This window comes from Pedobacter punctiformis (genome assembly GCF_027213715.1).
Lineage (GTDB): Bacteria > Bacteroidota > Bacteroidia > Sphingobacteriales > Sphingobacteriaceae > Pedobacter > Pedobacter punctiformis.
In genome coordinates this window covers 1-1,066 of the sequence record NZ_JAPWGM010000015.1, presented here as the reverse complement: position 1 = coordinate 1,066, position 1,066 = coordinate 1, and the positions used below count along the sequence as shown (strand labels likewise).

The 1,066-nt window shown below is 46.1% G+C and carries 1 protein-coding gene; it reads right to left on the bottom strand.

Annotation, left to right across the window (positions count from 1 at the left end):
* A partial coding sequence (locus tag O0955_RS18165; protein ID WP_269428975.1) for an Ig-like domain-containing protein occupies window positions 1-1,066 on the bottom strand: 1,066 nt, incomplete at both ends.

Here is a 1,066-nt window from a genome sequence, read left to right as displayed (position 1 = left end):
AGGCTCTTCAGGGTTATTCGGATCAATAGGATCCACTACCGCTGCAACGTTTTTAATCGTTGTTGTGCCGGTTGGAAGTGTAGATATAACCGTTGCCTGGAAGCTTAAGGTTAAGCTGCCATTTGCCGGGATTGTTAAGGCTGACCAGTTGATCGTGTTGCCTGTCAAAGTACCACCGTTGCTGATTGCAGTAACGTTAGTCAGTGTTGCAGGAATCGCATCACTTGCCGTTACCCCTGTTTTCGCCGTGCCAAAACTGTTGCTGATTTTAATATTGTAAGTTAGTACATCATTTGGTTTAACGCTTGCCGGGTTGCCAACAATAGATTTGGTTGCCGTGATTTTGCCTTCGGTCGGTACTTCAACTTCAGGCTCTTCAGGGTTATTCGGATCAATAGGATCCACTACCGATGCAACGTTTTTAATCGTTGTTGTGCCGGTTGGAAGTGTTGAGGCTACCGTTGCCTGGAAGCTTAAGGTTAAGCTGCCATTTGCCGGGATTGTTAAGGCTGACCAGTTGATCGTGTTGCCTGTCAAGGTACCACCGTTACTGATTGCAGTAACATTAGTCAGTGTTGCAGGAATCGCATCACTTGCCGTTACCCCTGTTTTCGCTGTGCCAAAGCTGTTGCTGATTTTAATATTGTAAGTCAGTACATCATTTGGTTTAACGCTTGCCGGGTTGCCAACAATAGATTTGGTTGCCGTGATTTTACCTTCGGTCGGTACTTCAACTTCAGGCTCTTCAGGGTTATTCGGATCAATAGGATCCACTACCGATGCAACGTTTTTAATCGTTGTTGTGCCGGTTGGAAGTGTTGAGGCTACCGTTGCCTGGAAGCTTAAGGTTAAGCTGCCATTCGCCGGGATTGTTAAGGCTGACCAGTTGATCGTGTTGCCTGTCAAAGTACCACCATTGCTGATTGCAGTAACGTTAGTCAGTGTTGCAGGAATCGCATCACTTGCCGTTACCCCTGTTTTCGCCGTTCCAAAACTGTTGCTGATTTTAATATTGTAAGTCAGTACATCGTTTGGTTTAACGCTTGCCGGGTTGCCAACAATAGAT